The sequence below is a fragment of the Campylobacter showae CSUNSWCD genome, from assembly GCF_000313615.1.
In the GTDB taxonomy this organism is placed as follows: domain Bacteria; phylum Campylobacterota; class Campylobacteria; order Campylobacterales; family Campylobacteraceae; genus Campylobacter_A; species Campylobacter_A showae_A.
Window position 1 is genome coordinate 91798 of record NZ_AMZQ01000002.1, and the last position, 22414, is coordinate 114211.

17 protein-coding genes and 1 tRNA gene are annotated in these 22414 nt (G+C 44.7%); 11 read left to right on the forward strand and 7 right to left on the reverse strand.

Annotated features, from left to right (window positions below):
* Positions 1 to 35: 35 nt before the first annotated feature.
* Genes purD through CSUNSWCD_RS02520 form a run of 6 tightly spaced genes read left to right on the forward strand, consistent with a single transcriptional unit; the run spans position 36 to position 7660 of the window.
* On the forward strand, positions 36 to 1289 hold the full coding sequence (gene purD, locus CSUNSWCD_RS02495) for a phosphoribosylamine--glycine ligase (RefSeq protein WP_034964243.1): 1254 nt from the start codon (positions 36 to 38) through the stop codon (positions 1287 to 1289).
* On the forward strand, positions 1286 to 1735 hold the full coding sequence (locus CSUNSWCD_RS02500) for an RDD family protein (protein WP_009493495.1): 450 nt from the start codon (positions 1286 to 1288) through the stop codon (positions 1733 to 1735). The genes purD and CSUNSWCD_RS02500 overlap by 4 nt, the downstream gene beginning before the upstream one ends.
* Positions 1725 to 3899 (forward strand): LPS-assembly protein LptD, encoded by a 2175-nt coding sequence (locus tag CSUNSWCD_RS02505; protein ID WP_009493497.1) that lies wholly within the window; start codon positions 1725 to 1727, stop codon positions 3897 to 3899. Before CSUNSWCD_RS02500 ends, CSUNSWCD_RS02505 begins: the two co-directional genes overlap by 11 nt.
* The gene (locus tag CSUNSWCD_RS02510) at positions 3899 to 4609 is read left to right on the forward strand and encodes a phosphoribosyltransferase family protein (RefSeq protein WP_034964183.1); all 711 of its coding nucleotides are present in this window, start codon (positions 3899 to 3901) and stop codon (positions 4607 to 4609) included. The genes CSUNSWCD_RS02505 and CSUNSWCD_RS02510 overlap by 1 nt, the downstream gene beginning before the upstream one ends.
* A complete protein-coding gene (locus tag CSUNSWCD_RS02515) occupies positions 4594 to 6792 on the forward strand; it encodes a polyribonucleotide nucleotidyltransferase (protein WP_009493501.1) in 2199 nt (732 codons plus the stop codon). The genes CSUNSWCD_RS02510 and CSUNSWCD_RS02515 overlap by 16 nt, the downstream gene beginning before the upstream one ends.
* A 16-nt stretch (positions 6793 to 6808) precedes the next feature.
* Positions 6809 to 7660, forward strand: a complete 852-nt coding sequence (locus CSUNSWCD_RS02520; RefSeq protein WP_009493503.1) for a universal stress protein — start codon at positions 6809 to 6811, stop codon at positions 7658 to 7660.
* A gap of 1409 nt (positions 7661 to 9069) precedes the next feature.
* Here the strand turns inward: CSUNSWCD_RS02520 and CSUNSWCD_RS02530 are convergent.
* The 6 genes from CSUNSWCD_RS02530 to CSUNSWCD_RS02555 form a co-directional block, all read right to left on the reverse strand.
* A complete protein-coding gene (locus CSUNSWCD_RS02530; protein WP_009493508.1) occupies positions 9070 to 10629 on the reverse strand; it encodes a coiled-coil domain-containing protein in 1560 nt (519 codons plus the stop codon).
* Between the two features lie 145 nt (positions 10630 to 10774).
* Positions 10775 to 11095, reverse strand: coding sequence for a hypothetical protein (locus tag CSUNSWCD_RS02535; RefSeq protein WP_009493509.1), 321 nt, complete (start codon positions 11093 to 11095; stop codon positions 10775 to 10777).
* Positions 11096 to 11165: 70 nt separating this feature from the next.
* Positions 11166 to 12092: a hypothetical protein gene (locus CSUNSWCD_RS02540; protein WP_157788736.1), complete on the reverse strand. Its 927-nt coding sequence runs from the start codon at positions 12090 to 12092 to the stop codon at positions 11166 to 11168.
* Positions 12093 to 12633: 541 nt separating this feature from the next.
* Entirely contained in the window at positions 12634 to 13860 is a 1227-nt protein-coding gene (locus CSUNSWCD_RS02545) for a tyrosine-type recombinase/integrase (RefSeq protein WP_009493513.1), read from the reverse strand.
* Between the two features lie 195 nt (positions 13861 to 14055).
* Positions 14056 to 14139, reverse strand: a tRNA-Leu gene (locus CSUNSWCD_RS02550).
* 43 nt (positions 14140 to 14182) lie between these two features.
* Complete coding sequence (locus CSUNSWCD_RS02555) at positions 14183 to 14482, reverse strand: F0F1 ATP synthase subunit C (RefSeq protein WP_009493515.1); 300 nt, start codon at positions 14480 to 14482, stop codon at positions 14183 to 14185.
* A 229-nt stretch (positions 14483 to 14711) separates the two neighbouring features.
* Here CSUNSWCD_RS02555 and CSUNSWCD_RS02560 point away from each other — a divergent pair, with 229 nt between their 5' ends.
* The 5 genes from CSUNSWCD_RS02560 to CSUNSWCD_RS02580 are packed head-to-tail and all read left to right on the forward strand — an operon-like array spanning position 14712 to position 20820.
* Positions 14712 to 16091 (forward strand): sodium-dependent transporter, encoded by a 1380-nt coding sequence (locus tag CSUNSWCD_RS02560; RefSeq protein WP_009493519.1) that lies wholly within the window; start codon positions 14712 to 14714, stop codon positions 16089 to 16091.
* A 2-nt stretch (positions 16092 to 16093) separates the two neighbouring features.
* A complete protein-coding gene (locus CSUNSWCD_RS02565) occupies positions 16094 to 17434 on the forward strand; it encodes a sodium-dependent transporter (protein WP_009493521.1) in 1341 nt (446 codons plus the stop codon).
* On the forward strand, positions 17435 to 18016 hold the full coding sequence (locus CSUNSWCD_RS02570; protein ID WP_009493524.1) for a TRAP transporter small permease subunit: 582 nt from the start codon (positions 17435 to 17437) through the stop codon (positions 18014 to 18016).
* Positions 18013 to 19338, forward strand: a complete 1326-nt coding sequence (locus CSUNSWCD_RS02575; protein ID WP_009493526.1) for a TRAP transporter large permease — start codon at positions 18013 to 18015, stop codon at positions 19336 to 19338. Before CSUNSWCD_RS02570 ends, CSUNSWCD_RS02575 begins: the two co-directional genes overlap by 4 nt.
* 51 nt (positions 19339 to 19389) lie before the next feature.
* Entirely contained in the window at positions 19390 to 20820 is a 1431-nt protein-coding gene (locus CSUNSWCD_RS02580) for a DUF4139 domain-containing protein (RefSeq protein ID WP_009493529.1), read from the forward strand.
* Between the two features lie 481 nt (positions 20821 to 21301).
* Here CSUNSWCD_RS02580 and CSUNSWCD_RS02590 read toward each other — a convergent pair whose 3' ends face one another.
* Complete coding sequence (locus CSUNSWCD_RS02590) at positions 21302 to 22309, reverse strand: hypothetical protein (RefSeq protein ID WP_009493533.1); 1008 nt, start codon at positions 22307 to 22309, stop codon at positions 21302 to 21304.
* Between the last annotated feature and the right edge of the window lie 105 nt (positions 22310 to 22414).

Here is a 22414-nt window from a genome sequence, read left to right on the forward strand (position 1 = left end):
ACCGCTCACTTGGGTTTTTTATTTTTGGAGAAATTATGAAAATTTTGATAATCGGAAGCGGCGGGCGCGAATACTCAATAGCTCTTAGACTTCAAGAATCCCGCAAACACGAGCTTTTTTTTGCTCCAGGCAATGGAGCCACCTCAAAGCTCGGCACAAATCTAAACATCAAAGACTATAATCAGCTCGCAGAATTTGCCGAGACGGAGCAGATAGAACTAACGATCGTCGGTCCCGAAGCGCCGTTAAGCGACGGCGTCGTGGATATATTTAAGGCGCGAAATTTAAACATTTTTGGACCAAGTAAGTCTGCGGCTAGACTCGAGGGTAGCAAGGCGTTTATGAAGGATTTTTTAGCTAGAAACGCTATCCGAACGGCTGCTTATCTAAATACCGACGATTACGATTCTGCCGCTAAATTTATCGACTCTCTTACTGCTCCCGTCGTCGTCAAGGCCGACGGACTGTGCGCCGGCAAAGGCGTGATAATCGCGCAAAGCCGCGATGAAGCAAAGGCCACGGCTCGCGATATGCTAAGCGGCGAGAGCTTTGGCGAGGCCGGTAAACGCGTGGTTGTGGAGGAGTTTTTAGACGGATTCGAGCTTAGCTTTTTTGCTATTTGCGACGGCGAAAATTTCGTCAGCCTGCCCGTAGCGCAGGATCATAAACGCCTAAAAGATAACGACGAGGGACCAAATACTGGCGGTATGGGTGCGTACGCTCCTAGTCCTCTAGCAAGCCAAGAGCTAATAAGACAGGTTGAAGAAGAGGTTGTAGAACCGACCTTAAAAGGCATGAAAGCCGAGGGAAATCCTTTTTGCGGCGTGCTTTTTGTGGGACTTATGGTGGTTAAGGGTGTGCCGTACGTACTCGAGTTTAACGTGCGTTTCGGCGATCCGGAGTGTGAAGTGCTAATGCCGCTGATCGACGGCGATCTGGGCGAAATTTTGTTAAACGCGGCAAAAGGCAATCTAAAGCCCGTAAAATTAAAAGACGAATTTGCTGTAGGCGTCGTGATGGCTAGTAATAATTATCCTTTTTCAAGCTCGCCTAAGGCTAAAATAAGCGTAAAAAACGTGCCTGAAAACTCGCACATAGCTTACGCAGGCGTAAGCGAGCAGGGAGGTGAGATCTACGCGGACGGCGGACGGGTACTCGTATGCATAGGTTTAGGTAAAAGCATAAAGCAAGCCCAGCAAAAGGCCTATGAGCTGTGCGAAAACGTAGAATTTGACGGTGCGCAGTACCGAAAAGATATTGCCTGGCAAATGCTAAAAGGACGTGAATGAGCAGGAGCGTCATAGACAAGCTCGAAAATGAAAATATTACGCTCGCTAGCATCGGTAAAAGAGCCGTCGCATGGGGGATAGATAAATTTCTCATCTCATTTTTGTTCTATGCTGTCTACTACGAAAAATTTGACGGACTAGACTACGAGCAGATCAGTGCACTAGCTATGGAAATGATACCGCAGATCGTTTTGCTCGAGGTTATTTATCAGACGTTTTTTACGTGGTATTGTGGCGCTAGTATTGGCAAGGTCGCGATGAAGATCGTGTGCGTGGATATCGATCTGCTCGATAAGCCAAGCTTGCTAAATTCTCTCACTCGATCTTTGGTTCGCATCATCGGTGAAAACGCATTTTTCCTAGGTTTTGCATGGGCGTTTTCAAATCCATTATTTCAAACGTGGCAAGATAAGGCCGCGAAAACGGTAGTTATAAATGTTTACTAGAATTTTTTTGTTACTAATGTTTGGGGCTTTTAGTTGCTTTGCGGCTCAAAATTTCGAGCTTTTGGCCGATGACGTAAAACGCGATAAGGGTATAGTTACTGCAGATAAAAATGTGCTTGTGTATTCGCAAGATTATTTGATGAGCGCAGACAGAGCCGTTTACGATCAGCAAAAAGAGATCTTGGAGCTTTTCGGTAACGTAAATTTGATAAGAAACAAGGACGAAATCTCGCGCTGCTCATACGCAAAGATCGACCTAAATAGTAAAGATAGTAACTACGAAACGCTATTTATGATGAACCGAGATATGGAAGTATGGATGCAAAGCGACGAGAGTAGCAGCACGTCTAAATTTTACGAGGTAAACGGCGCGGTCGTATCAAGCTGCAATGTCCAAGATCCGGACTGGAAGATTAAATTTAGCAGCGGTAAATTAAACCGCGAGAGTAAATTTTTACACCTTTTTAATCCGGTATTTTACATTGGAAACGTACCTGTATTTTATTTGCCGTATTTTGGTTTTTCAACCGATACTCGCAGACGCACCGGCCTTTTACCGCCGGAGTTTGGTTACGGCAAAAACGACGGATTTTACTACAAACAGCCTATTTATATCGCCGAATACGACAGCTGGGACTTGCAGTTTGACCCTCAAATTCGCACTAGGCGCGGTACGGGCATATACGGCACGTTTAGGTTTGCCGACTCTCCTTATTCTAAGGGCTCGGTGACACTTGGCGCATTTAGAGATACCGAGGGCTACCGACAAAGACAGATCGAGAAAAACTCGCTAAGACTCCCACTAAAAAATAAAACGCATAAGGGCGTTGATGTAAAATATGAGCGCGATAGGCTCGTCAAGCACCTGATAAACGAGGATTTGCAAGAGGGCTTGTGGCTCGATGCGACAGCGTTAAACGATATCGATTATATAAATTTGAAAAAACGAGGCTCTGGTAGCGACGACAATCCTTTGGTAACGTCTAAGCTAAACTATTTTCTAAGCAGCGATAAACATTACTTTGGAGCATATGCTAGATATTATGTAAATACCTCAAAAATCGGTAGTCCGAATGAAAATAAAGACACGCTTCAAGAGTATCCAAGCTTTCAGTATCACAAATATACCGATAGTTTCATCTTGCCGAACGTGCTTTATTCGGTCGATTTATACTCGCACAACTACACGAGAAAAATCGGCGTAAAAGCAACGCAGTATGAATTTAACTTACCGGTTTCATTTCATTTGCCTTTAGCGGACGATTATCTTAAATTCTCGTATTATCACTATTTATACGCCACACACGTAGATTATGCAAAGAAAATGTACCGTCCGACAGGAGATGAGGATAGGAGTGCAAACTATATAGAAAATTATCATAAATTTTCGCTCCAGACCGACTTAGCTAAGGCTTACGAGAGCTTTTATCATAGTTTAAATTTGGGCATGGATTATGTAGTGAAAGCCTATAATAAAGGCGATTTGCCTGATGAATACGAGACTGCCGAAAGCGATGGCAACGTATATATTTATGATATGCTTGGACGAAAATACCAAAGTTTTATCAATCCCCAGCATACTAGAGATGAGGTTTCCGTCAGAGCGACGCAGTATTTCTTCAACGAAGACGGAAGAAAATTTTTGCGCCATACGATTTCGCAGGGTTATTACACTAAAGAAAACAAGCGCTCAAATTTGAAAAACATCATCGGCTGGTATCCTTTGCCGAATTTATCTTTTTACAACAGACTCGAATACTCTTATGATAATAAATACTTTGAAAAAGTTCAAAGCGGCGCGAGCTATACGAATGATAAATTCGGCGCTAGCCTCTGGCACACGATGCAAAGAAAAAATGCGCAGGAAAAGCAAAACTATCTGCATCTAAACGGCTACGTCGAGCTTCCGCATAACTATAGGCTATTTAGCGGTACTCAGTATGACCTTGAGCGCGACTATAATAAGCAGTGGCAGCTAGGCGTCTCTCACCGCAGAAAGTGCTGGAACTACACGTTTATCTACGAAGAGGAGCTTGAACCGACTACGACTACCAGCGGAACGGCCGCCAAAAAATCAAGAGGTGTTTACTTCTTTATAAATTTCTATCCGATGGGCGGCGTGCATTACGACTTTTCAGTAGGACAGACGACGCAAGGTAGCTGATGAGCGATTACCGGGATCTTATGTTTGAAAACCAGCTCGAAGCAGCCGAAAAGTTGCTCGAAATTTTGCCCAAAAAAGAACTGGTTGCAGGTGAATATCTGATAATATGTAGCTCTATAGACTCTGTTATCATGGTCGACAGCGTGGCTCGCGGGCTAAATTTGAGCTATGAGATTTTATTTTGCGAGCGCATTTTTGCGCCAAATAACCCAGAGTGTGAGATCGCGATGGTTAGCGAAAAGGACGACGTGGTGCTAAACGACGAGCTGATTAGGAGTTTTGGCATTAGTTACGATTTCGTTTATGGCGAGGCGGATCGCAAATACGACGAGAAAATCCTAAAAAACGTCTATAAATTTAGAAAAGGAAATTTAATCGGTGATCTAAAGGATAGAAATATCCTGCTTATAGACGAGGGCTGCGAGACGGGTCTTACGGCGCTAACCTGCCTAAAAACGCTCATGCGCGAGCGAGTAAAATCAGTCACCTACGCCACGCCGCTCATTGCTACCGACGTCGCCGCAGCTATCGCGCCTCTGGTGGATGAAATTTACGCCGTGCACAAGATCGCGAATTTTATCGAGGTGGATTTTTACTACGAAAATAAAATCGAACCAAAACCAGAAACCGTGCTTTCCATATTAGAGGAGAGTCCATTTTATATACCATTACAAAAACAAGGAGATATCAGGGCATGCAGTATTCAATAGAAGTCAATAATCAAGTTGAAATTTATGATATAAACAAGGTCGCCAAGCAAGCTAGCGGCGCGGTACTTTTGCGCGTAAAAAACACCGTCGTTTTAGCCACCGTCGCTCGCGAGGACACGCAAGTTAGCGAGGATTTCCTACCGCTAACGGTACAATACATCGAAAAAACATACGCAGCGGGTAGGATCCCCGGCGGTTACGTAAAAAGAGAGACTAAGCCTGGGGATTTTGAGACGCTAACTTCGCGTATCATCGACCGTTCGTTACGTCCCCTATTTCCAAAGGGCTACGCATATCCGACGCAAATCGTCGTTATGGTGCTATCTTGCGATCCGGAGGTTGATTTGCAAGTCGTCGGTCTAAATGCCGCTTCAGTCGCTCTTTATCTTAGCGACATCCCGGTAAATGCGCCTGTTTGCGGCGTACGCGTAGGCTATATAGACAATAAATTTGTGATAAATCCTAGCAACTCCGAGCTAAAAACTTCGGCGCTCGATCTTTACGTGGCCGGCGTTAAAGACGAACTTTTGATGATCGAGATGAGAAGCATCGCAACTGAAAAAGACGAGATAGTGCCTATCGCGCTAGATCCTATGATGGATCCAAATTTGGGCGGCGGCGTGATAGCGATGCAGGATATGAACGAATTTAGCGAAGATCTCATCGTGGAGGCGATCGCGGAGGCGGGCAAGGCTATACTTCGCGCCTCAAACGCCTACGAGGAAGCATTTAGCCAGCATAAAAAAGAAGACGCGCAACTCGAGCTAAAACCGGAGATCGAAAACGAGAGCGTCGCGGTTTATCTAAACGAATTTTATAAAAATGACGTAAAAGCCGCGATAAATCAGATGGCTAAAAGCGAGCGCGCCAGCGAGCTAACCAAGATCGCTAAGCAAATTTTGACCGACGAAGTAGCGCAAAAAGAGGGCTGGGAGGAGGAGGTAGTCTCTAACGTCCTAGCTAAATTTAAGAAAAAAATCATCCGCGAGCAGATCATAAACGAGGGCGTGCGCGCCGACGGCAGAGGACTTAAAGAGGTCCGTCCGATCAGCATCGAGACGAATATTCTGCCAAACGCTCACGGTAGCTGCCTCTTTACTCGCGGCCAGACGCAAGCCCTCGTGGTGGCGACTCTAGGCACCGACGGCGATGCGCAGATGTATGATATGCTAACGGAAAAAGGCGCCGTGACGGATAAATTTATGTTTAACTACAACTTCCCGGGCTTTAGCGTCGGCGAGGCCAGTCCGCTAAAGGCTCCAGGTAGACGCGAGCTAGGTCATGGCAACCTCGCTAAACGCGCCCTTGCGCCTAGCATCGATGTAAATTCGCCTTACACGATCAGGCTCGTGTCCGAAATTTTAGAAAGTAACGGCTCAAGCTCGATGGCCAGCGTTTGCGGCGGCTCTTTAGCGCTAAGAGCTGCCGGCGTCGATACGCCAAAATTAGTTGCGGGCGTTGCGATGGGACTGATTTTTGAGGGCGAGAAACACGCCGTGCTAACCGACATAATGGGGCTAGAGGATCACGACGGCGACATGGATTTTAAGGTAGCGGGCAGCAAAGACGGCATAACAGCGCTCCAGATGGATATAAAGCTGGGCGGTATCAGCCTTTACGTGCTTAAAGAAGCACTTTTGCAGGCGCGCGAGGGTAGGCTGCATATATTAAATTTGATGGAAAAAGCAAATGAAAATATCTCAGTAAACGAAGATATACTCCCTAAACTAGAGCTCTTTAGCGTGGATCCGGGCAAGATCGTAGATATCATCGGACAGGCTGGTAAAACTATAAAGGAGATCATAGAAAAATTTGACGTCGCTATCGATCTAGACCGCGAAAAAGGCGAGGTAAAGATTGCCGGCGCGCAAAAATCAAGCGTCGACGCGGCCAAAGACTACATCATCCAAATCGTCTCAAAAGATAACGGCAAGGGCTTTGGCGGTAGAAGAGGCGGCAAAGACGGCAAACCTCACAAGACGCCTGAGTTTAATATCGGAGACGAATTTGAGGGCGAGGTAAAAAGCGTAGTAGAATTTGGCGCTTTTATCGGGCTTTCGGGCGGCGTGGACGGACTTTTGCATATCTCAAAAATCAAAACGCCTCTAAAAGCCGGCGATAAGGTTAAGGTAAAAATTAGCGAGCAAAAAGGGCACAAAATTTCCCTTTCTCTAGCGCAATAAATTTAAAGGAGAAACGATGCAGTATAAAAAAATATTTTTCCCAATCGGCGCGGGCGACGACGTAAAAGAGCGTATCAGAGGGGCTTTGCTCGTCGCTAAGCATTTCAACAGCCACATTGAGATTTTAGCTTGCCAGCTAGATCCAGGCGTCGTTTATAATATGAAAATGACGCTTCGAGGCGGAGTTCTTTACGATGAGTTTTTAAAGGCGGCAAAGGCCGAACTTGGCGTCGAGCACGAGCGCAACGAGACTATTTTTCATAAACTTTGCGAAGAGCTTGACGTGCAGATCAGCGACGAGCCGATCGAGGGCAAGACGACGGCTAAATTTACCACAAAAAGTGGCAAGCGAAGCGTGGTGGTTGAGCAGGAGTCTAAATTTTGCGATATGGTAGTTGCCGCAGTACCGCTTGACGGTAAGATCACGGGTACATTTGAGGCGGCGGTGCTAAAAAGCGGCAAAAACGTTATCGTGATTCCTAGAAAACTTACTAAATTTAGCGCGGAAAATATCCTGGTAAGCTGGACCGGTACACCTGAGAGCTCGCGCGCCATTACCAGCTCGCTACCGCTTTTAAAAGAGGCTAAGCGCGTAAAATGCATCACTTCAAAGGCAAATTTGGGCGATCAAAGCGAGGCTAGCTTAAAGAGGCTGGATGAATACTTCGCGCTACACGGCATAAATGCGGATTTTGAGGTCGTAGGAACTTTTTCGGTCCCGGGCGAACCGCTTTTAAAAGCCTCGACGGATGGAAATTTCGACCTAATCGTAGCGGCTAGATATGCAGAAAACGGTTTTAGGGAGATTTTCTTGGGCGGTACGACCAAGTATTTCTTACAAAACACCACGATACCGGTATTTATGTAAGACAAAATTCGGAGCCGAATTTTCAAATTTGACGTTTGGCTCCGAGGTAAATTTAAGCGACCGGCCTTTTATAAGGGGTCGGTCGCTTTTTAATTTTGTGACTGACTTCAGGCGCTTACCTAGTAAATTTGTGATTTTTATTTCCTTCCTTATTGTTTTGCACTTATTTTTAAATTTAGATACTAGCAATAGAGGATTAAATTTATCTTGCTAGACGGCTACTTTTTTATCGATTTTAAAACCTAAATTTATTTTTGTGGTTATTCGAGAAGTTTATGGGCGGTAAAGCTTAGTAAAAACTATTTTAAATTTGTAAACTTCTTTTTAAATTTGGTTATGCTGATCAGCCATGTAAAGATGCGATTTGCTTCTTATGAACAATGCAGTATTAAAGCAATCTCAAGTATTTTGAGTATACACAGCAAATTTGACTCTTTAGGGTAATGGGAGGCACTAGCGCAAGAACATGGTTGTGGCGAATAATATCGACTTGTTTTGATTGATCAGTGCTTTTGAAGTTGGAAAATCGTTGATGGCTTGGAAGATTTTTGTTGGAATTAAATAAGAATTATGGTGCGACCTGCGTGTCTGCAATTTAGAGAAAAAAGCCCAAAAAATCGAGGCTTTCGCAAAAATAGGAAGTGAAAAAACCGACTTCCTAGGTTTTTAAGGTTTTTAAAGAAAACGTAGCGTTTTTTTGAAAGTTTAACTCGAAACTTAAGAGGATTTGGACTATTTTTGATTAGATAGTAAATCAAAAATAAACCATTTAAGGATTGAACCTTAAGCAGATAGTTAATTCTCTCTTAGCCCGCCTGTTCTGATTGGCATGTTAGCATTTTTTTCCCTGCTTGTCAAATTACCCATTATTTCCCACTACTTCGGTCAAGCGGAACGGATTTTTGAGAGAGGCGAGAAAATCCGAGGAGCGTAAATAAATACAACTTTTATGACAGAAGCAATAAAGGACGGCACGGGCGGGCGCTTTGATACTCGCTGAGGCTCGTATCGAAAAAATAAGCTAATGCACGCCGCGAACAGCTAACGGCGCGCATAGAGCCTATTTTTTCTCGCTCTGCTTTTAGCTTTTATTTGCGGGCATTGTAGCGAGCCGTTTTTTACAAGGTCAAGGGTATACGAGCAGGATTTTAAGGGCTCGCGATTAGCGCTCACCTCTAAAAATCCGCCCTTGACTCTGTAAAAGCCGTTCGCACAACCCGCAAAGCTAAGGAAAAACAAAAAACAGCCGCCACCGTGCCTTTTGTATTGCTTTGCTTTACTCGCCTTTTGAAGTTGCATTTTGATTGGCGCTTTTAGATTTTTTGGAAGTCGCCTATTTATTATTATATACTATTAAGAAGCAAGGAAAAAGTGCCTCAAAGCCCCTATTTATCGAGGGGCAAAGAGGATCAACGAGTATATTCGAGATCGTTTTTCGGAGACGATAAAGAGGGGCAATAGCTCAATAGCCCACTTTTTATCCCGGCGAAGTTTTTAGCAGGGTATTCCCCCGAAATAATGCTATCAAGCCCAAGTAAGAGAGAGTGACCCTTTGGCTCAAGACAGAGCTTTTTGCTATTAATCAATTCAGACAATAGCGTAGCTTGACCGAGGTAAAAGTGATCGTTAGCGGTAACACCAAAACCCTCTTGATTCTTTTGCAGTTCGGCAATCTGAGCGTCCTTTTGTTTGACAAGCCCCACAGTATCCTTTAAAGTCTTTTGCAGTAGCTCGTTTTGTTTTTGGAGGCTATCAAGAGTTTTCAGCAACCCCTCATTTTCTTTCTTGATAGCGTCGACATCTACATCAGGCTTTGAAACAATGCCACCAAAAAACGCCTTAGCAATCTTGTTGTCTTTAAGATTCGTAGCTTGCGCAGCTTCCGCCTTATAACGTTCAACGTCATTTAAGACGGGCATATAGCTTCGTATCTGCTCATGCGCGGCATAACCCAAAGCGACGGCTTCTGACACAAACGCATATACCTTATCCCGATCCAAGATACCAAAGCCGTTTTTTAAATTAGCAAATTCAGTCTCAGCCTCAGTAACAACCCGCTTCGAGTTTTTGATTTTTTGAATTCTTTCTACAATCTTAGCCATCTCGTCATCGATATTTATATCGGTAGGCATTTTTTTAAGCTCAGCTAGCTCGTTTTTAAGCAATCGGTTTTCTTGCTCCAAAGCCGCATAATCCTCGCGCTTGCCCCCTTGCTCTTGCAGATCAGCGCGGGCTTGTTTATTCGCTTCTTTGAGCTGTCTCTCTAGCTCTTTTATTTGTTTTTTAGCGTCTTTGAGCTCATTTTTGACGTCACCAAGTTTGACCTGCAAGGGCTCTTGCAGGCTCATTGCTTGCCGATACTGTCGAGGAGTGAGATGCGTCCGCTTCGTTATTTTCTTGCTAAGGCCGCGCTCCATGCAAAGAGCCTGGGCGATTTCCGTTTGAATTTGGCTAACCAGACCCGGCTTTCCAAAGTTCCTGCGGTGCATAGAGTTCCCTTGCTCGTCCAAAGAGAGCATGGCTATATGCACGTGGTCGTTGTTGATAAATGGGCGTTCAGTAGTTCGTAAGTCAAACTCCTCAATTTCATCATCGGTAGCAAAGTGACCCTCATCGCGGTGCCGCGTCCAAAAAACAGCCCGATAACCGAGGCGCTTCTCGAGAATTTTCACGACTTTTTCGACATCCTCGCGCGTGTGATATTCTCTTAGATTTACCACAGCTTCCCAGTATATCGCTTCATCGTTATATTGAGGAGTTTTTCCTCTAGCTCTTATTGCAGCGTCAGCATCGTTTTTCATTTGCGCGGCTCGTTGCCTCGCTTCCTTAAACGTACAGGAATATTCGTTATTTTTCGTCAAATCCGCTTGTACGTTATTTGCGCTAAAGCCCTGACGAAAATCGTGCCAATAGGCAAACCCATTTTCCATAGGATCTATTCTCATGCAAGATTTAGCATTATTATCCATTTTTTATTTTCCTTATTATGGTATTATTATTTTTTTTCGGCGGGTCTTGCACCCCCGAAAAAACGAACGTCAGCTCCGCTGATTAGTGAGCTCACTAATCACAAGGGGGAGCAAGCCCCCTTATGATGTTCGCCCGCAAGGGGGTTTACGCAATAGGCGTATTCGCGAGCTCGAACTTTTTAACAAGAGCTTCAACTTCAGCGCGTTCTTCTTCAATTTTTGCCACAGCGTTTTTAGCAGCTTCCAAAGCGTTTTTAGCCTTAGTCTCACGTTTGTCAAGGCTTTGTATTTTTTTTACAAGTTCGTTTAAACCTTTGAGTAATTTTGCACGGGGACTAAGCTCTTTTTTCTCTTTGGCTTCGGTCGGTTTAAGTGCGACTTGAGTCGCTTTTTGGTCTTGAGGTTGAGCGGTTTTTTGGCTCTGCGTTTGCGCTAGAGCAACGTTTTTAGTTTGCAAATTTTCCATAACGGACTCCTTGGTTTTGATTTTTTTTAATTATAAAAACAAAAACATGCTACCGGAAAAAAACTAAAAATTAGGTGCAGCATATCGCTAAAGATACCCGATCAACAACAGTAGCAGGCCTATTATTTTCGTACATAGCCTCCTTGATAAAAGCCATAATTTCTTGAAGGCCAGGATCAAGAGGGGTTGTTTGTTTTTTTAAACGCGGAGCGATATACCCAAACCAAGACCGAATATCGAATCGATTTTCCAAAAGCTCGCGGTCATAGTCAGAGAGATCTCGCGGTGAAAAATCCAACATTCGCAGAGGGTCGCGGCCGCAGATTTTTTTAGCACCAAAGAGCGTGCGATACAAAACAAGTAAGTCATTTTTAGTTAGGCATTTTTTTGCCCAAAGTTTGAGATTATGTATCTGCGTTTTAGTTAAGTAAATGTTTTTTAGATTCACGTGCAAACGTTCGGTATGGTGTCGAGTCCAAAGAGTAACGTCAAGCTGTTGTAGGTCGTCGTTAGATTCGGTTTTTAGCTTGCAATGTGGGTCACGACCGAAGCAGCCTAAATTTGGTTGCATTATGACGTATTTGTCGACTTCGAAAGGTTTAGGCTCGCCTTCGTATTCTCGCTCTATAAGCCTTTTAGGTTTCGTTACGCCTAAAGCTTCATCCTCGAGCTTTTCTTGACGCGTGCGGCAATGAGTAAATTTCCAGTGTCGCCAAAGCTCGCCGAATAAATTACTTAAAATTAAATCGGCGCTAGGGTATTTTTTGCGAAGCTTTGCGTTAAATACGCGATGCAATTCTTTCGTTTTTTGAACGTCGCGAACGGCGGCAACGTTACGGCGAGTTAATTTGTTCTCTCGCTCATTGATTTCGAGAGCAGTGCGAGCAAGCAAGCGCGAGCAGCTAGCCGCAAGAAAGTCGTCCTCTTTTTCGACTAGAGCCCATTCCCACTTTTCATTTTTGAAAATGTATGAGGGACTTAAAACGTTTATTCGCACGGCGTCCTCGTTATATACGGCTTTGCATTTTTGGATAGCTTGAACCAAATCGCGCACCGGAACGAAAAGCAGAGCGTGAATATGCGGGCTCCCGTTTCGGTGCCTCTCGAATACCCAAGCACACCAAACGGGGATCGTCGAGAGTAGCTTTTTTATGAGCTCGTTTAGTTTTCGTTCTAGCTCTTTTGCGGCTTTTCCGTTAGGTATGCGGCCCGGCGTGCCATTTTTCCAAATCCCCGTATTATCGAGAGTCAAAGTAACGCCGAGAGCGGTAAAGCCGAGATTTTGAAAATCTCTCGAAATATCCCATAAGGCTATTTCGATATCTTGCCCGCTCGAGGTTTCCTTTGTTTCTCGTTTGAGTAGTTTTTTATCGAGGTGAAGCTCGCGAGGATTAAATTTATCGTCGAAAACAGAGCGAAAATTACTCATTTTGCGCCCACTTCCCGAGATAAATTATTGAAAAATAAAGAAACATTGAATATAATTTGCTTGTTCTTATGGCAAAGAGCTAATTCTCTTTGCCCGCCTCTTTTGTTTCTCATAATTTCAATCCTCTATCTTTTAGATAATTAAACCACCAAGTCAAAACCCGACGCGTAGTAGCGATTGCCTTGGATCGGTTGTAGCGTTTCTCTACACCTTTTATCGCATGTGATAAGGTGCGAGACATATCATAGTCGCTAACGTCGCCTTCGTCTACTTCATGAGCGAAAGTCGAGAGAATACCGCGGAACGAATGAAACACAATGCGACCCTTCGGCGTCTCAGGCGTATAGTCTTTTAGAGCCTTTGATAATATCGCATCGGAGAGCGCCTTTTCCCCGCTTCGACCCATAAAAAAATACGTGCCGACGTCCATAGAATCCAGCCACTCGCCAAGTTCTTGAGGAATACCGAGATACATATCGCCATTGCGTTTTACCTTCATCTCGTCTTTTAAAAAAACGAGGTAATAGCCGTTTTCGTCGCGCGCTAGGTTTTCCCGAGATAAAAAGCGAACATTTGCTGCCCTTAACGCAGTGCAAAGGCCGAGAACTAGAGCGTTGCGAACATCGCGCGACCCCGCATAATCACAGCAATAGGCGATTAACGAGCGTAAGTCTTTATCGGTTTCAATGTGTCCGAAGCCGTCACTCTCAGGCATGGCGTAAATTTTAGAGAAATCGACATCAGCTAAAGGATTTTTGTCGATTTTTTGGCGGTTTTTTGCATAGCTAAAAACCATTTTCGCTTCGATGAGAAAGTCCTTCAAAGCAGCAAACTTTTCAGAATGATAAAGCTTGTCCGCAATAGCGAATATTGAATCGGCTTTTATACGGCTTACGTCTTTGTCTTTTATAGGGGCGAATTTTTTATATATTTTGAGTTTTTTTGCCATCGTTTGCGGCGCCCAGCGCTTGGCCCCAAAACTAAGATATGAGTCAAAAACGGAGCCTAGGGTATTAAAGGCTTTTCCCTTTGGCGTAGCGCCTACGCTTAGCTCCTTCGCCATTTTTAGCGCGGTTTTGTAATTTAGGTCTTTTGCAGAGCCTAAAAACTTGACTAACTTCCCTTGTTCGCCGTAGTAGAAGTCTTTTTTGAGTTTGACCTTTTTACTTTTGCGGGCAGTCGTTTTTAGGATTTTCACCCAAAGCCCGCATTCGTCGAGCTTTTGTCGGCTTTCTTTTTTCCCGATCGGTAGCGTGTATGTGGCAATAGTTTCGTCTGGGTGAGCTTTAAAGCCGACAAAATCCGTAAGTTTGTCAAGTTGTGAGGTAAATCGCATGCGCGTCCTTTTTTCTTTTAATTATAGGATTTAGGACGGGTAGCGCGAGTTTTCTAAAAAAATACTTCCTAACCGAGATAGGAAGTCATCAAGGAAGTTTTAGGAAAGCAATTCGATAAATTTCGGATTACTTTGCTTTGACGTCTATTTTGCAAAAGCCAGATATTGGGATTTTTTTGGGAGAATTTGTCTAAATGGTGCGACCTGCGAGATTTGAACTCGCACACCCTTCGGCACTACCACCTCAAAGTAGCGTGTCTACCGTTCCACCAAGGTCGCACATGGATTAAAAGAACAAAGAGCGGGACAAACCCGCCCGATATTAAAACATTGGGTTTGCGTAAAGAACGATTAGCGCGATAACTAGTGCGTAGATAACTTGCGCCTCAATCATCGCAAGAGCAACGAACATCGTCGTAGTTAGCTTGCTGCCTACGCCTGGATTTCTAGCTGTGCCTGAGATTGTCGCAGATGCGGTATTTCCCATACCGATAGCGCCACCAAGAGCCGCTAGGCCTAGACCAACCGCTGCTGCAAGAACAGAGTAAGATTTTAGCATTTCGCCACCGTCCGCAAATGCGAAGCTGGCAATTGCCATCATTAAGAAAACAACTTTTTTCATAAAGTCTCCTTGTAAATTTAAGCCATTTCGGATCAGACCCCTACTTTGAAACTTTGAGAGCGCATTTTATAAAAATTTAGCTTTGAGTTACTTAAAACCGAGAAAAATTTTCATAAATTTTCCGTTCGTCAAATTTGCCGCCGCTAGTGCTACAAATTTACAAAAAATTTCAGCGATGTTTCGTTTTTCCACGAATTTATTTAAAAATTAGAATTTTAAAAGCTTTTTTATGCTAGCCTCGCTTCTGAAATTTCAAATACTAAGGTTAAATTTGGCGCAGGATAAATTTTCTAAAATCGGCTTTATATTAGCCGTCGCGGGCTCTGCGGTGGGTCTTGGAAATGCGTGGAAATTCCCGTATCTAGTCGGTCAAAACGGCGGTTCGGCCTTCGTGCTTTTGTATCTTTTTATGACGTTTTTTATTGGGCTTGCGATATTTTTCGGCGAGATAGCTATCGGCAAACTTTCCGAGTCTGACCCCGTAAACGCCTTTAAAAAACTTGCAGCAAAGCGCAAAGAAGCGTGGAAATTTGCAGGTTTTACGATGATTGGCGCGATCATCATCGCCTCTTTTTACACGGTCATCATCGGATGGATACTAAAATACGCAGTGATGGTAATAACCGAGCTACCAAAGGACGTTGAGGCTTCGGAGAAAATTTTCGGAAATTTCTACACTAACGACGCCGCGTCTCAAATTTTTTACTTCACGATCGTGTTTTTTCTCTGCATTTTTATCGTATCAAAGGGCATAAAAAGCGGCATAGAGCGCGTAAACGTATGGATGATGCCATCGCTTCTTATCTTGCTTATAATCATGCTTAGCTACTCGTTTACGATGGACGGCTTCGTGCAGTCGGCTAAATTTTTACTGGTTCCGGATTTTTCAAAACTAGGCGTAAGCAGCATTCTTACCGCGCTTGGACTCGCGTTTTTTACGCTATCTCTGGGTGTCGGCGTCATTATCGTCTACTCTGCGTCATTGCCTGATAATACGAATCTGGTTAGCTCCTCGATCATCATCGTCGTCATAAACGTCGTGATGGGTATTTTGATGGGGCTTGTTATTTTTACCTTTGTATTTGAGTTTGGCGCGACGCCTAGTCAGGGCGTGGGGCTAGTGTTTATCTCGCTGCCGACGCTATTTGCGAAGCTCGGTACGCTCGGACACGTGCTGGCGTTTGCATTTTTCTCGGCTCTGCTTTTTGCGGGCATTACCTCGGCCATCTCGATGCTGGAGCCTTTCACGCACTATCTCATCCGCGAATTTGGCTTTTCTCGTAAAAAAGCCCTCGCACTAATCGGCGCTTTTATTTACTGCATGGGCATTTTGTGCATACTTTCAAGCATAGATGGCGTTAAAGAAAATTTGGTATTTTTTGGCAAGAGCTTCTTTGACTGCCTTGATTTTCTCAGCTCAAACATCATCATGCCAATTGGCGGCATCACGGTGTCGATTTTCGTCGGGTTTGTCATCAAAAAAGACGCGCTTTATATACTTTTTGGGCCGTATATGAGTAGGGCCGTTTTTGAAATTTGGTATTTTATGATTAGATTTGTCGCTCCTATTAGCATCGTCATCATTACGATAAATGCGCTAAGGGGCTAAGCGTGGCAAGCGATAAATTTACTAAAATCGGATTTATATTATCCATCGTGGGTGCTGCGATCGGGCTTGGCAACGCATGGAAATTCCCATACATGGTCGGCGCAAACGGCGGCTCGGCGTTCGTACTTTTGTATCTTGTTTTTGCTGTGGCGGTTGGGCTTAGTATATTTTTTGCGGAGATGGCGATGGGTAAAATTTCAAACGCCGATCCCGTTAACGCCTTTCGCTCGCTAGCTCCTAAAAACGGCAAAATTTGGGGATATGCGGGCGTCATAATGATAACTGGCGTTTTGGTGGCGTCGTTTTATACGGTTATCATCGGCTGGGTTATTAGGTATTCGGTCTTATCTCTTGGCGAGCTTCCGCAAAGTATCGCGGTTTCGGGCGAAAATTTCGGCAAATTTATAAGCTCTGATATCTCGGGTCAAATTTTATACTTTAGCATCGCGTTTGCAGCCTACTTTTTCATCCTTTCAAAGGGCATAAAAGGCGGCATCGAGCGCATAAATTTATGGCTTTTGCCGACGCTTTTCTTGCTACTTATTTTTATGCTTATTTACTCGATGCAGATGGGCGGATTTTCGCAGGCAGCGGAGTTTTTGCTAGTGCCTGATTTTTCTAAGATCACGAGTGAGGCGGTGTTTGTCGCTCTTGGGCTTGCCTTTTTTACGATGTGCGTTGGTATAGGTGCGATCGCGACGTATTCGGTAAGTTTAGACGATAAGACAAATCTTTTCACATCTTCGCTCTACGTCGTCGCGCTAAATATCATCGTTAGCGTCGTCATCGGCCTCATTGTTTTTACCTTTGTTTTTGAGTACGGCGAGCAGCCCAGCCAGGGCGTGGGGCTTGCGTTTATATCGCTGCCTACGCTGTTTGCTAAGCTAGGAGCTATGGGAAACGTCTTAAGCTTTACGTTTTTTACCGCGCTTATTTTTGCGGGGCTTACGTCGGCTATCTCGATGGTCGAGCCGCTCGTTTTTTATCTCATAAACGAGTTTAAGATCCCTCGTCTGGGTGCGATTGCGATCGTTGGCGTTTGCGTTTATTGCCTGGGCACGCTTTGCGCGCTTTCAAATATTACCGAATTTAAAGACGCGCTCACCTTTTTTGGCAAGGGATTTTTCGACGTTTTAGACTATCTTAGCTCAAATATCATGCTGCCGCTTGGCGGTATTGTGATAGCGGTATTTGTCGGCTACGCGATGAAAAGAGTCAGCCTAGAGGAGCTATTTTTGCCGTATATGGGCAGGGCGGTTTTTGAAATTTGGTATTTTTTACTGCGATTCGTCGCGCCGATTTGCATTTTAGCGATAATGATAAGACAAATTTTGGGGAGTTAAATGGAACGAAATTTAAAAAAAGTAGAGAGGTTTTTCGATAAAGTCGGCAATATCGTGGGCTATATCTGTATCTTTGTGATGTTTTTGATGATCGCGGACGTTTTTTTTAACGTCACGGCGAGATATTTTTTCAAATACGGCAACGTAGGCCTCCAAGAGCTCGAGTGGCACTTTTTTAGCGTCATCATCCTGCTTGGCATGAGCTACGCGCTAAAAGACGATACGCACGTGCGAGTGGATATATTTTACGAAAAGATGAGTGTAAAGAAAAGGGCGCTCATAAATATGGCTGGCGTTATCCTTTTTATCCTACCGCTTGCGCTTTTGGTCGCGTGGCTGAGCTGGGACTACGTCGTAGAGGCGTACGAGAGCGGCGAGGGTAGCGCGGATCCTGGCGGTTTGCCGTATCGCTGGGTTATCAAGGCCTTTATCCCGTTTAGCTTTTGGCTACTTATATTTTTTAGCGTCGGCTACTTTGTAAAGTGGCTAAATGTCTATCTGGACGCCAGATCAAATTTAAGCGAAGAGGGCAAATTTGACGCAAATTTAAACCAAACTGCGCAACAAGGAGAGGGAAAATGACCGGCATCGTTATGTTTTTAGCCGCGCTTTTTATGCTTGCTATCGGCTTTAGCGTCGCATTTACCTTTGGCGCAATAGCCGTTATTTTCGGACTCATCGGCGGTATGGTCGAGAGCTTTGGTGGCGGCAACGGCTTTATGGGCGGGCTTGAGATATTTAAAGAGACCTTTAACTTCATGCCTTACCGCATTTACTCGATAATGGAAAATAAAATCCTCATCGCTGTGCCGCTTTTCGTTTTTATGGGCATTATTTTACAAAAGACCAAGCTAGCCGAGAGGCTGCTCGAGTCTATGGCGTTTTTATTCGGCGAGATTCGCGGCGGCGTGGCGATTAGTACCGTTTTGGTGGGCGCGCTGCTAGCCGCATCTACGGGCGTTGTGGGCGCTAGCGTCGTAGCCATGGGCGTTATGAGCTTGCCCGTGATGCTAAAATACAACTACAATAAAGCCTTAGGTTGCGGCACTATCTGTGCTTCGGGTACGCTTGGGCAGATCATCCCGCCTTCCATCGTTCTAATTATCCTGGGCGACGTATTTACGGTGCCTGTGGGCGATCTTTTCCGCGAAGCGATATATCCTGGACTAGCGCTTGTTGGCGCTTATATAGCCTATATCCTTATCATCTCTTACGTGAAAAAGGACTACGCGCCGCCGGTCGTCGTCGAAAGCGACATGCCTAAATCAAAGCAAATTTTAAACGCTATCCTCGCAATTTTACCGCCTTTGGTGCTTGTTGTGCTAGTGCTTGGTTCGATATTTGAAGGCATCGCTACACCAACGGAGAGCTCGGCGTTTGGCTGTGTGGGTGCGATCTTGCTTTCGGTTTTTTACAGGACTTTTTCGTTTAAAATGCTAAAAGAAGCGCTCGAAGAGAGCGTCAAAACCACGGCAGTCGTCTTTACTATCCTTATCGGAGCGACCGCGTTTTCGATGGTGTTTAGCTACACCGGCGGCGACGAGATCGTAGAGGAAGTGATGTCAAATTTGCCTGGCGAAAAATGGGGCTTTATCATCTTAGCTATGATTACGATTTTTGCGCTCGGATTTTTTATAGATTTCGTCGAGATTTCTTACATCGTGCTACCGATCTTAGCGCCGATAGCCGTAAATTTAGGCATAAATCCGCTATATTTCGCTATCGTTATCGCGATGAATTTACAGACTTCGTTCCTCACGCCGCCGTTTGGCTTTAGCCTCTTTTATCTAAAAGGCGTAGCGCCCGCCGAGGTCAAGACCTCCGACATCTACCGCGGCGTGGTGCCTTTTATCGGGATACAAATTTTAGTTTTGATCATTTTTACGATCATCTTGTTAGGCTAAAATTTATCTTTGTAAGGCTATAATCTCTTAAAATCATCCAAAGGAGAGAAAATGAGAGAAATAGCCTTAGTTTCGGCGTTTGCGCTGATAGCGAGCGCCGAAAGCAACCTGATAGAAATTTACAAAAACGCCTCATTTATCCATCAAAATTTCACCGACCAAAAAAGCGAATTTAGCTTAAATTTGCCCGATTTCATCGAGCTTGAGGACATCGATGTGGCTGCGTCGTGCGAGCTAGTGAGTCTAAATTTAAACGAAGCAAAGCCCGCAGAAAACGAGGCCTATGCTAAATTTAAGCAAAACGAAAAAGAGCTTGAGGAGCTAAACGATAAACTAAACGCGCTAAACTCCAAAAACGCTTTTTTAAATAATTTTCCCGCTTTTAAAGAGCAAAGCGTCGCAAATTTGGACGCTGACGGTGATAAATTTTACGAAGCGGTACTAAAAAATCTAGCTCAAATTTCGCAAACCAAAAAGCAAATCGATGAGCTAAAAAAGAAAATGGGCGCGACCGAGGTTAAAAATTTTCAAAAGCTTGATTTGAAATTCGAATGCGACCCAAAACAGGTCAAGATATCCTATCCCGTGGGCGTTGGCGTAAGTTTGAAAAACAAAATCCAGGCCGATGTCGCCAAAGGCAAGGTTGAAATCTCGCAAAATTTGACTGTGACAAATCCTCTGGGTATCGATCTAAACTCCCTTACGATCGCGCTTTATCCGTTTTACTACTCGTCAAATTTGACGCCCGCTCCGTTTTATCCGCGTTATGAGGGCAAGCCAAAACCGCGAAATATGATGCCGCTAGCAGCCGCGCCGATGATGGAGGCGAGTGCTGATATGGTCGTGGCAAAAGCGTCCGCAAAGAAAAATAGCGTAAAAGACGTACGGGCTAGTAACGACGAAAACGCGCTCGCAAACGCATGGCGCATCGAGGGCGTTAGCTTAAAAGCGGACGAAACGGCTGATTTTGCTTATGACAAACAGAGCCTGGACGCTAAATTTGACCTCGTGATCGACGGCTACGGCAGCGCGAGCGCTTTTGTCAGGGCCGCGTTTAAGCCGGAGCGTAGCATAGAGGGCGCACAAAGCGAGTTTAAGATTGACGGTATAAATATTGGCAAAAGATACGTAGGCTACGCCGCCGGCGAGGAGGCGAAGGAGTTTTTCGGCAAAAACGAGCTTGTTAGCGTGAAAAAAGAAGCCAACGGCGAATATACGAAAGAGTCGTTTTTCGGCTCTAAAAACAAGATCTCGCGCGGATATAAATATAGTGTCAAAAACGGCTCGAAACTCGCGTGGGACGTGGTTTTAGAGGAGCAAACACCGGTTAGCACGCATGAGAGCGTGAGCGTGAGCGTGAAAAACGACCCGAAAGAAAACGAGATAGGCAAAGACGGCAAAGTAACATGGAAATTTGCGCTTAAGCCAAATGAGAGCAAGGAAGTAAATTTCTCATATGAGCTAACCAAGCCGAGCGAATAAGATTGTAAATTTCTTGCTACGGCTTGTCTCGCGAGTGCTTTTCCGAGATTTCGCAAAATTTTCGCTCCGCAGGCTATATGCCTAGCGCACGCTCAATTTTGCTTCTTCTGCTTGCAGCTGCGAGCTTGCGAAGCAGAAAACTCGAAAAATCATCTCACGATACTTCGCCTTATCGTTTTACGCTCAAATTTGAAGATAAATTTGCAAATTTGAGCCACCGAGACCCGCACCTTGAAAACGTCAAATTTGAATCATATTTGCGACGCTTTGCGTCAGCAAAGCAGAGCGTAATTCAAGCCCCCACACCCTTTACAATAAAGTAAAAAACAACCTCAAACGGTTGTTTTTTACGCAAGGAAACCAAACTCGCAACGCTAAATTTTAACCAATTCAAATTTACTATCGTCGAGATGCTGGTCTCGGTGTATCAAATTTTACAAATTTAACTCCAAATTTACCCGTCAAATTTAACCCGCAAAATCTAAAAACCATACTCAGCGTAAAATTCGTTCAGGTAGTCCGAGTAGTAGGTGTTGCCGTTTCTAGCGTCAAATTTGCCCGCTATCTCCACGGCTATCTTGTAGTCGCTCTCGTCGCCAAACGCGCTAACTGCGATGAAAAATCGCAGGTCGTTTAGATCGTCGTTGCCATCAAGTATCGCCGCGGAGTGCTTGCGAGCCAAATTTAGCGCCGTCTCGCGCTCGTCCAGCCTAACGGCGATCTCGATGAGCGGGGCGATCATGTTTATGACGCGAGGATTTGACTCGATCGTCGCCGCGGCCTTTGGTAGCAGGGCTTTTGCCTCTTCTATCTTGCCCGTTTTTATCATGCTAAAAAGTATTGGCGCGTAGGTCGTGTGAGGCACTTCGGCACAGGTTAGCTCGCCGGAAAGTATCGGCACGGCAAGCTCAAGCGCCGCTGCGTGCTCGCCGGCAAAATTTAAATAGGCGATCTCACCCGATGCCTCGCATGCTTCGCAGTCGGCCATATCGTCTTTGGCGAGCTTTTTCCATAGCTCGTAGTTGGTCTTCGCCTCTCTAGCATCGCCCATGTCGATGTTTTGATTCATCAAGGCCTTGTAGTATGAGGCCAGCGAGAGCTCCATGCGCTCGTAGTAAAACAGCATCGCTTCGTTTGCCTCGTCTATGAGCTCCTTTTCTATCATGGAGCTTTGAGCGACGCCCGAGACGATCCATTTAAATTTCCACAGGCAGTCTGCAAAGTCGTCGAAATTTGGGTATTCGCTCTCGTTTTCTTTTAAATTTTGCACGATATAGTCCGTGAGCCACATTAGCGCCCTCGTTCTTAAAAACGCGCCGAATTTTTCAAATTCGTCGTTTAAAACAAAGTCGCAAATTTGCGCGGCAAACGCCAAATCCTGCGCCTCTACGGCGTCCCTTATCTCGTCAAACAAAAACTCTTCTTTATCTGTCAATCTATCAAATTCTTTTAGCTTTTTGTAAAGCTCTTCTAGCGTGCGCTCTTGCATTTGCTCCCCTTGCTAAACATTTTTGTGATAATGCTTTGATTTTATTATATCCACTTAATCTAAAACTAGGTAAAATTAGCACGATTTTGAAATTTGAAAGGGCGG

Bases quoted from the DNA above. Each gene is read 5' to 3' on its own strand.
- purD (WP_034964243.1), top strand. From the start codon at position 36: ATGAAAATTTTGATAATCGGAAGCGGCGGGCGCGAATACTCAATAGCT.
- CSUNSWCD_RS02500 (WP_009493495.1), top strand. From the start codon at position 1,286: ATGAGCAGGAGCGTCATAGACAAGCTCGAAAATGAAAATATTACGCTC.
- CSUNSWCD_RS02505 (WP_009493497.1), top strand. From the start codon at position 1,725: ATGTTTACTAGAATTTTTTTGTTACTAATGTTTGGGGCTTTTAGTTGC.
- CSUNSWCD_RS02510 (WP_034964183.1), top strand. From the start codon at position 3,899: ATGAGCGATTACCGGGATCTTATGTTTGAAAACCAGCTCGAAGCAGCC.
- CSUNSWCD_RS02515 (WP_009493501.1), top strand. From the start codon at position 4,594: ATGCAGTATTCAATAGAAGTCAATAATCAAGTTGAAATTTATGATATA.
- CSUNSWCD_RS02520 (WP_009493503.1), top strand. From the start codon at position 6,809: ATGCAGTATAAAAAAATATTTTTCCCAATCGGCGCGGGCGACGACGTA.
- CSUNSWCD_RS02530 (WP_009493508.1), bottom strand. From the start codon at position 10,629: ATGGATAATAATGCTAAATCTTGCATGAGAATAGATCCTATGGAAAAT.
- CSUNSWCD_RS02535 (WP_009493509.1), bottom strand. From the start codon at position 11,095: ATGGAAAATTTGCAAACTAAAAACGTTGCTCTAGCGCAAACGCAGAGC.
- CSUNSWCD_RS02545 (WP_009493513.1), bottom strand. From the start codon at position 13,860: ATGCGATTTACCTCACAACTTGACAAACTTACGGATTTTGTCGGCTTT.
- CSUNSWCD_RS02555 (WP_009493515.1), bottom strand. From the start codon at position 14,482: ATGAAAAAAGTTGTTTTCTTAATGATGGCAATTGCCAGCTTCGCATTT.
- CSUNSWCD_RS02560 (WP_009493519.1), top strand. From the start codon at position 14,712: ATGCTAGCCTCGCTTCTGAAATTTCAAATACTAAGGTTAAATTTGGCG.
- CSUNSWCD_RS02570 (WP_009493524.1), top strand. From the start codon at position 17,435: ATGGAACGAAATTTAAAAAAAGTAGAGAGGTTTTTCGATAAAGTCGGC.
- CSUNSWCD_RS02575 (WP_009493526.1), top strand. From the start codon at position 18,013: ATGACCGGCATCGTTATGTTTTTAGCCGCGCTTTTTATGCTTGCTATC.
- CSUNSWCD_RS02580 (WP_009493529.1), top strand. From the start codon at position 19,390: ATGAGAGAAATAGCCTTAGTTTCGGCGTTTGCGCTGATAGCGAGCGCC.
- CSUNSWCD_RS02590 (WP_009493533.1), bottom strand. From the start codon at position 22,309: ATGCAAGAGCGCACGCTAGAAGAGCTTTACAAAAAGCTAAAAGAATTT.